7 protein-coding genes are annotated in these 8,520 nt (G+C 62.0%); 6 read left to right on the forward strand and 1 reads right to left on the reverse strand.

What is annotated here, in order from left to right; all coding sequences use genetic code 11:
* Positions 1 to 10 precede the first annotated feature (10 nt).
* Entirely contained in the window at positions 11 to 1,360 is a 1,350-nt protein-coding gene (locus tag P0D89_RS48945) for a flavin-containing monooxygenase (RefSeq protein ID WP_408379117.1), read from the reverse strand.
* A gap of 264 nt (positions 1,361 to 1,624) precedes the next feature.
* On the opposite strand from P0D89_RS48945, the gene P0D89_RS48950 reads away from it, so the two are divergent.
* From P0D89_RS48950 to P0D89_RS48975, 6 genes are all read left to right on the forward strand, one after another.
* Entirely contained in the window at positions 1,625 to 2,551 is a 927-nt protein-coding gene (locus P0D89_RS48950; RefSeq protein ID WP_408379120.1) for a LysR family transcriptional regulator, read from the forward strand.
* A gap of 182 nt (positions 2,552 to 2,733) precedes the next feature.
* Positions 2,734 to 3,897 (forward strand): SRPBCC family protein, encoded by a 1,164-nt coding sequence (locus tag P0D89_RS48955; protein WP_408369117.1) that lies wholly within the window; start codon positions 2,734 to 2,736, stop codon positions 3,895 to 3,897.
* A gap of 32 nt (positions 3,898 to 3,929) precedes the next feature.
* Positions 3,930 to 5,111: an ABC transporter ATP-binding protein gene (locus P0D89_RS48960; protein WP_408369115.1), complete on the forward strand. Its 1,182-nt coding sequence runs from the start codon at positions 3,930 to 3,932 to the stop codon at positions 5,109 to 5,111.
* 1 nt (position 5,112) lies between these two features.
* On the forward strand, positions 5,113 to 6,159 hold the full coding sequence (locus P0D89_RS48965; RefSeq protein WP_408369113.1) for an ABC transporter substrate-binding protein: 1,047 nt from the start codon (positions 5,113 to 5,115) through the stop codon (positions 6,157 to 6,159).
* Positions 6,160 to 6,195: 36 nt separating this feature from the next.
* Positions 6,196 to 7,449, forward strand: coding sequence for an ABC transporter permease (locus P0D89_RS48970; RefSeq protein WP_408369129.1), 1,254 nt, complete (start codon positions 6,196 to 6,198; stop codon positions 7,447 to 7,449).
* A 39-nt stretch (positions 7,450 to 7,488) separates the two neighbouring features.
* Positions 7,489 to 8,316 (forward strand): ABC transporter permease, encoded by an 828-nt coding sequence (locus tag P0D89_RS48975; protein ID WP_408369111.1) that lies wholly within the window; start codon positions 7,489 to 7,491, stop codon positions 8,314 to 8,316.
* The last annotated feature ends 204 nt before the right edge of the window (positions 8,317 to 8,520 follow it).

The raw sequence follows: 8,520 nt of genomic DNA on the forward strand, positions 1-8,520 counted from the left end.
AGCATACGCATCAATTCACGCCCATCTCGCTGACTTTGTGGACGCGTGAATCGGCGGATTTGTTTTCGACGCTTTCCTCGCGGCGGCTCTGTGCATAGCGTTGCGATTCATCGTAATAAGCCAGGTATTTGCGCTGTGTGACGATGTGATCGGCGATGTGCTTCGCGTCGTGCCACACGCCCCAGATGAATGCGGAGCCACGGCGCGATAGCCAGGGCAGACCGAGGAAATAGATCCCCGGCTCCTTCGATACGCCGCGCTGATGTTTCGGCTTACCCTTTTCATCGAAGGCGTTGACGTTCAACCAACTGAAATCGACTGCATACCCGGTCGCCCAGACAATCGACGTCACGCCGGCTTTCGCCAGATCGAGATCGTGCAACGGGTGCGTCACGCATTCCGGATCCGCGGGAATGACGCGGGCTTCGGGTTCTTCGGGAAGATCGAGACCGTTGCGCTCGGCATACGCGTCGGCCGCGTCCAGCAGCGACAGATAGTTCTCGTCGCCGCGCGCGATGTTCGCCGCGAGATCTGCTTCGAAGGTCACCACGCCGTCATCGAACGATTTCGTGAGACCAACGAGCGTGATGCCCTGATTCGCGAGACGCCGGAAATCCACCGTATGGCCGCCGCGCGAACCACTCACCGCAATCGTGACGTGCTCCCTGCCTGGCTTCATGACCTCTGCATCCCATTCGCCGAGCACGCCGAGCCACCAGCAGAAGTCGCGACCGCGATAGGCGCGCGGCGGACGATCATGCGCTCCGACCGACAGGTAGACACGCTTGCCCGCACGTTGCAACTCGTCCGCGATTTGCACGCCCGACGATCCCGCACCCACCACCAACACGCCCCCTTCGGGCAATCGATCGGGATTGCGATAGTCGGCGGAATGAAGCTGCGTAAGACTCGAATCTCGCGGCGCGATGGGCGGAATGACGGGACGCTGGAAAGGCCCGGTCGCGACCACTACGCGATTGGCCTCGATCGCGCCCTCCGATGTTTCGATGGTAAAGCCCTGCCGCCCCGCATTGCGCACGACCTTCTTCACTTCCACGCCGGTGCGAATCGGCGCTTCAAACTTCTTCGCATAAGCGACAAAATAGTCCGCGATCTGTTCCTTCGGAGCGAATGCGTCGGGGTCGATGTCTGCGAACTCGAGATTGGGGAAACGATCGTGCCACGCGGGGCCATTGGCGACCAGGGAATCCCAGCGTCCCGTGCGCCAGCGCTCGGCGATGCGAGCGCGTTCCAGCACGAGATGCGGCACGCCAAGCTTGCTCAAATGTTCGCTCATCGCGACGCCGGCCTGACCCGCGCCGACCACGAGCGTGTCGATTGACGTTGTTTCCACTGTCATGGCTGTGTCCTTCTGAAATGGTGGAATGTTTCGATTCGATCGCGGCGTCGCGGCCTTCGAACGCTCGGGATCGTTGCGGACCCGGTCGTGTTTTCCGACAGCACGTTGCCACCCGGTCCGTTCGTCTTTCGTGAAAATCTACGCGCCCGTCTAGAATTTGAAAAATATATTTAAAAAATGCATGGCATCGGATTTACCTATGCAAGCTTTTTTTGACTGCTTCACAATGCCGCCATTGAAGACCCTGAACGCGGAGCGCCGTCGATGGAGACTCACCCGTTGCGCTACTCGTTGCGCCAGTTGCGTTATTTCGTGGTCACTGCGGAAGCACTGTCCTTCACCGCCGCCGCGAAGCGTCTGCACATCTCGCAGCCGTCGATCTCAACGGCACTCGCGGACCTCGAAGTGTCGTTCGGCGTGCAACTCTTCATCCGGCATCACGCGAGCGGTCTTTCGCTCACGCAAGCCGGTCGCGATCTGCTCGGGCAAGCGCGCAATTTGCTGAAAATCGCGGAGGAATTGCAGACGACCGCGAAGGAAATGGACGGCGGCATGACGGGCGCCATCGCGCTCGGCTGCCTCGTCTCGCTCGCGCCACCGCTCATGCCGGGGCTGATCAGCCGATTCGCGGGCGAGCACGCGGGTATCTCGTTTCGCACGGTCGAGGCGCATCAGGATGGCCTCTTGCGCGGCTTGAACGACGGCTCGCTCGACATTGCCCTCACCTACAGCCTCGACCTGACAGAGGACATCGCCTTTACGCCGCTGCTCTCACTGCCGCCTTATGCGATCCTGCCGAGAACGCATCGCCTGGCACGCGCGCGCAAGGTATCGCTCGCAGACCTCTTGCCCGAGCCGTATGTGATGCTCGACCTGCCGCACAGCCGCGAGTACTTCGCCGCGCTCTTCGATGCGGTGGGTAGCCGTCCCGTGCCCGCGTTCCGTTCGTCGCAGCCGGAGGTCGTGCGCGGCATGGTGGCCAACGGTCTCGGCTATAGCCTCCTGAACTTTCCACTCAAATCGAATCGCACTGTGGATGGCGAAGAGTTCGTCATTAAGCGTTTCAAAGACAACGTCAGCGCAACGATGCTCGGCATCGCGCAATCGCGCACGATGAAGCCGCGCCAGGTCGTGCAGCGGTTCGCGTCGTTCTGCGAGAACTATATTCGGCGGCTGCATCTCGACGCATGATCAGGAAAGCGCGATCGTCCGCTTTAAGCCTGCGCCTGCTGCATAGGTAAAAGCTTTGCTTTGTATCTGAAAACAATATTTTGGCTTGCAATTTGGCTTGATAGATTGGTGTTCATGTTGAGCGCTACGCCGCAAAGCCTCAGGTTGCCGCGCTCTCACCGTGACGAATCAAGGGGGAAACCATGGCCAACCCGGCAAGGACGATCGCAGTGCAAGCACTTGTCGACGAACTGCAGACGGGTTGCGAACGGCCATTCGGCGATGCGCATGCGATGCCGCCCGGTGTCTATACGTCGCCCGAATTCCTCAAGCTCGAAGAGCGCGCTATCTTCGAGCGTGAATGGCAATGCGTCGGCCGCGCCAGTGCGCTCAAAGTGCCCGGCGATTACATGACGGCGCGGATTGGAGCGCAACCGATCGTCGTATTGCGCGACGAACAGATGCAGCTCAAGGCGATGTCGAACGTGTGCCTGCATCGCATGTCGGTGCTGCTCGAAGGACGCGGCAACGTGCGTCGCATCGTCTGCCCATATCACGCCTGGAACTATTCGCTGGATGGCGCGCTGCAAGGCGCGCCGCTCATGGATCGGCAAGAGGGCTTCTGCAAGGAAAGCTACAAGCTGCCCGCCGTGCGCTGCGAAGAATGGCAAGGCTGGATCTACGTGACACTCGACGAAAACGCGCCGCCCGTTCATGCGCAGCTCGCCGAACTGAGCGAGCTCATCGGTGCGTACGGCATGGCGGACTACATCGAAACTTTCTATGAAGAGCACGTGTGGGACACGAACTGGAAGATCCTCGCGGAAAACTTCATGGAAAGCTACCACCTGCCGATGCTGCATCGCGCGACGGTAGGACCGCATTCACGGCTCGAGGAAATGGAATGCCCGCCCGGCTATCCAGCCTTCAACTATCACTGGATCACCAAGGAAGCGTCCTTGCCCATCGGCAACGCGCATCCGGACAACACGCGCCTCACGGGACATTGGCGCAAGACCACGGCGCTGCTCGCGATCTACCCGACGCATCTCGTCACGCTTACGCCGGGTTACTTCTGGTATCTCGTGCTACAGCCTCAAGGCGTGGAGCGCGTACATATCCGCTTCGGCGGCGGGCTTGCGCCGGAGTTCATCGCCGATCCCGAGGCCAATGCGCACATGACGACGTTGAAGAAGCTGCTCGACGAAGTGAACGCGGAAGACAAACACGGCGTGGAAGCCGTCTTTCGCGGCGTGCACGCGCCGCTCGCGAAGCCCGGTCACTTGAGCCCCCTCGAACGCCCCAACTATGACTTCGCGCGCTATGTCGCCAGCAAAATCGCCGCGACGCAGCTCGGCACGCATTGATTACGACGCATCATCGACAGGACGCGATCACGATGTCAAACCCTTCCTTCATTTCGTTCTCGGGCGTGAGCAAATCGTACGACGGCGCCCAATACGTCGTCGGTGACTTGAACCTCGACGTGCGCAAGGGAGAATTCCTGTCGCTGCTGGGTCCGTCCGGTTCGGGCAAGACGACGACGCTCATGATGCTGGCGGGATTCGAATCGCCCACGCGCGGCGAGATACGTCTCGACGGACGGCGGCTCGACGACAAGCCGCCGCATCAGCGCGACATCGGCATGGTGTTTCAGAACTACGCGCTCTTTCCGCATCTGACGATCGCGGAGAACGTCGCGTTTCCGCTTTCCGTGCGGCGCGTGAGCCGCGCCGAGCAGAAAACGCGCGTAAAGCGCGCGCTCGAGATGATCGAGCTGCCGCATCTGGCGAACCGGCGTCCCGCGCAGCTCTCCGGCGGACAGCAGCAGCGCGTGGCGCTCGCGCGCGCGCTCGTGTTCGAGCCGAGCGTCGTTCTGATGGACGAGCCGCTCGGCGCGCTCGACAAGCGCCTGCGTGAAACCATGCAATACGAAATCATGCGCCTGCATCGCGAGCTGTCGCTCACGATCGTCTACGTGACACACGATCAGGCCGAAGCGCTGACGATGTCGGACCGCGTCGCCGTGTTCTCCGATGGCCGTATTCAGCAAGCCGCCACGCCCAGCGAACTCTACGAGAATGCGCAGAACGCCTTTGTGGCGAACTTCGTCGGCGAGAACAACAGCTTGACTGGACGCGTCGTCACTGCGGGCGAGGAGTGGGCGACGCTCGCGCTCTCGGACGGCAGCATAATTCGTGGCCGTTGCGAACCCGGCCTGCACGCGGGCGACGAAGCGATGCTCGCGCTGCGCCCCGAACGCGCGCATATCCCGAGCGCCGCAGGCGCGCAGGTCGACGAACACAGGAACCTGGTGCGCGCACATGTCGAGGAACTGGTGTATTGCGGCGATCATCATCGCGTGCATCTTGCGCTCGGGTCGCGCGATTCCTTCGTCGTGAAAGTGCCCAATACGCAGCGCCATGCGCTGCCTTCGCCCGGCAGCGCGATCGAGATCGCATGGCGCCACGACGACTGCAAGATTCTCGCGATGAGCGTGCCGCGCAGCGCGCCCGTGACCCAAGCATCCACACCGCTCTCACCTTCCATCATCACGACCGCACCTGCAGGAGCCAACTAGAATGCGCACTCTCATCAAAACACAAAGCGTCGCACCCGCAGTACTCGCCTTCGCCACCATGACCACCCAGGCGGCGGAGACGCTCTCCGTCGTGACTTTCGGCGGTGCATACGAAGCGGCGGCAAAGAAGGCCTATTTCGAGCCGTTCACCCAGGCGACCGGCATCGGCTTCTCGACCGAATCGTATGACGGCGGCCTCGCGAAGCTCTCCGCGATGGAGCAGGCGAAGAACACCACGTGGGACCTGATCGACCTCGAAACGAACGATGCGATCATGGCCTGCGACGAAGGCCTGCTGCAGAAGTTCGACAAGAAGACGCTCGGCAAGACGAGTGACTTCATCCCCGGCACGATCAGCGATTGCGCGGTTGCGAGCATGGTCTGGTCCACGGTCTACGCATACGACACGAGCAAGCTGAAGACCGCTCCGACCACTGTCAACGACTTCTTCGATCTGCAGAAATTCCCCGGTAAGCGCGGCCTGCGCAAGTCGCCGAAGGTGACGATGGAATGGGCGTTGATTGCGGACGGCGTCGATCCGAAAGATGTCTACAAGGTGCTCGCTACGCCCGCCGGCGTGGATCGCGCGTTCAAAAAGCTCGACACGATCAAGCGGAACATCGTGTGGTGGGAGTCGGGTGCCCAGGCACCGCAGTTGCTCGCAGACGGCGCGGTCGTGATGACGCAGGCCTACAACGGCCGCATTTCCGACGCTGCGAAGGAGGACAACAAGCCATTCAAGACCGTCTGGGACGCGCAAGTTTACGACTTCGACTGGTGGGCCGTTCCGACGGGCGCGAAGCACGCCGACGCCGCCGCGAAATTCATCGTCTCCGCTTCGCAGCCGAAGGCGTATGCGGATTTGTCGAAGTACATCGCCTACGCGCCGCCGCGCAAGGACGCAATCGCGCTGGTCGACAAGCAACGCCTCGCCGATCTGCCGACCGCACCCGAGAACTTCAAACGCGCCTTGCAGATCAACGCGAACTTCTGGGCCGACAACGCCGACCAGATCAATAAGCGCTTCCAGGTGTGGTTGACGCAGTAACACCATCGTCGACGAGAGCCCAACTTGACTACCCACATGCCCGCTTCGGCCCGTGCCACGGCCCAAGGCTCTCCGACGAGAGCCGACGGCCGCGCGTCGTTCCAAAAGGCGCGCCGCCGTGCGTCCATGCAGGCGCTTTTGCTCGCGCTGCCGCTGATCGTGTTTCTGCTTTCGACGTTCATCGCGCCGGTCGCGCTCCTGCTCGCGCGCAGCGTGCAGAACCACGAAGTGCCCGACAGCATGCCCGCGCTCACGCGCGCGCTCGATGAATGGGACGGGCGCGGCGTGCCGGACGAGCGCATGTTCGCCCTGCTCGCCGCGGGGCTCAGGGAGGCGCAGCAAAACGGACAGCTCGGCACGGTCGCGCGGCGGCTGAACTTCGATCAGGCCGAGTTCCGTAGCCTGTTGATGCGCACCGCGCGCCAGTTGCCCGCCGATGCGCCGCCCGCGTGGAAACCGGCGCTCGTTGAACTCGACGCACGCTGGAATTCGCCGGAGATCTGGCGCTTGCTGAAGCGCGCCGCCACGTCGCCGACGCCGGACTATCTGCTCGCGGCCGTCGATGCGCAAGTGACACCGCAAGGCTCAGTGGCGTTCGTGCCGGACAACGCTTCGGTCTACCGGCAGGCGTTCGTGCGCACGATCTCGATCAGCGCCACGGTCACGCTGCTGTGCCTGGTGTTCGGCTATCCGGTCGCATGGCTGCTCGCGAACCTGCCCGCGAAAAGCAGCAACCGCTTGATGCTCTTTGTGATCGTACCGTTCTGGACCTCGGTGCTCGTGCGCACGACCGCGTGGTACGTTTTGCTGCAACCGGGCGGCGTCATCAACAGCCTGCTGATGGGGCTCGGTCTCACCACTCATCCGCTGCCGCTCATCTTCAATCGCGCGGGCGTGCTCATCGGCATGACGCATGTGCTCTTGCCCTACATGATTCTCGCGATCTATTCGGTGATGAAGAGCGTATCGCCCGTGTACGTGCGGGCCGCGCAATCGCTTGGTGCGCACCCGTTCACCGCGTTCGTGCGGATCTACATGCCGCAGACGCTGCCGGGCGTGGGGGCAGGCTGCTTCCTCGTGTTCGTCCTCGCGCTCGGCTACTACATCACGCCCGCGCTGCTCGGCGGCGCGGGCGACGAGATGATCAGCCAGCTCATCGCGATACAGACCAACACGCAACTCAACTGGGGCCTCGCCGGTGCGCTCTCGGCCTATCTCGTGATCTTCACGGCGATCTTCTATTTCCTGTTCAACCGCATCGTCGGTATCGACCGCTTGCGCTTCGGTTGAGACTCCGTTGAAACACGCGGACACGACGAGGTAAACGACATGCAAGATCAACGCAACAAGGTGCTGACAGAACGCGTCGCCGCGCGCTGGGTGCAGCTGCATACAGCGCTTGTGCTGTTCTTCCTGATTGCTCCGATTCTCGCGATCATCCCGCTCTCGTTCAATTCGGGCTCGTACTTCTCCTATCCGTTGCAGGGCTTCTCGCTGCGCTGGTATGAGCAGGCGCTCACGAGCGCGAACTGGCAGCGCTCGCTCCTGAACAGCATCGGCATCGGCGCGGCGTCGACGCTGATCGCCACGTGTCTCGGCACGCTCGCCGCGCTGGGCATTTCGCGCACGCAGTTTCCGCTGCGCTCGCTGATCATGCCAATCATCATCTCGCCGATGATCGTACCGATCGTTGTCGTTGCCGCGGGCTTCTATCTGATCTTCGCGCCGCTCGGCCTGGTGAACTCGTATCCCGGTGTGGTGCTGGCGCATGCGGCGCTCGGCACGCCATTCGTCGTGATCACCGTGACGGCGTCACTGCTTTCGTTCGATCAGAGTCTGTTGCGCGCCGCTTCCGGGCTCGGCGCGACGCCGTGGGTCACATTCAGGCGCGTGACCTTGCCGCTCATCACGCCGGCGGTCGCGACCGGCAGCGTCTTCGCCTTCGCGACCTCGTTCGACGAGGTAATCGTCATTCTGTTCATCGGCGGCCCGGACCAAACAACCGTACCTCGTCAGATGTGGAGCGGTATTCGCGACTCGATCGACCCGTCGATCCTCGCCGTGGCAACCACGCTGATCGTGTTCGCAGTGCTGCTTTTTGCAAGCATTAATTGGCTGCGCGGCCGCACGGCCGCCGCCAGCAACGCTCTCATCTGACGTATTGAGGCCACTTGGGGCCGAGCTTATGCAAGCTTCGAATCGCGAGGGGGCTGCGTTTTCGGGCAGGGGTTTGTCTTTCCATCAGACGATGCGCTCAACCTAAAAGAAACGACGTGCCTTGCTCCCCTCAATGTCTCTGATCGATGTCGAAGCGACGTTCGAGCGGCCATTTCACACACAAGGCCGATGGCCGTAAATGCC

The sequence above is a fragment of the Paraburkholderia sp. RL18-085-BIA-A genome (genome assembly GCF_046027075.1).
Lineage (GTDB): Bacteria > Pseudomonadota > Gammaproteobacteria > Burkholderiales > Burkholderiaceae > Paraburkholderia.

Bases quoted from the DNA above. Each gene is read 5' to 3' on its own strand.
- P0D89_RS48955 (WP_408369117.1), top strand. From the start codon at position 2,734: ATGGCCAACCCGGCAAGGACGATCGCAGTGCAAGCACTTGTCGACGAA.
- P0D89_RS48970 (WP_408369129.1), top strand. From the start codon at position 6,196: ATGCCCGCTTCGGCCCGTGCCACGGCCCAAGGCTCTCCGACGAGAGCC.
- P0D89_RS48950 (WP_408379120.1), top strand. From the start codon at position 1,625: ATGGAGACTCACCCGTTGCGCTACTCGTTGCGCCAGTTGCGTTATTTC.
- P0D89_RS48945 (WP_408379117.1), bottom strand. From the start codon at position 1,360: ATGACAGTGGAAACAACGTCAATCGACACGCTCGTGGTCGGCGCGGGT.
- P0D89_RS48975 (WP_408369111.1), top strand. From the start codon at position 7,489: ATGCAAGATCAACGCAACAAGGTGCTGACAGAACGCGTCGCCGCGCGC.
- P0D89_RS48960 (WP_408369115.1), top strand. From the start codon at position 3,930: ATGTCAAACCCTTCCTTCATTTCGTTCTCGGGCGTGAGCAAATCGTAC.
- P0D89_RS48965 (WP_408369113.1), top strand. From the start codon at position 5,113: ATGCGCACTCTCATCAAAACACAAAGCGTCGCACCCGCAGTACTCGCC.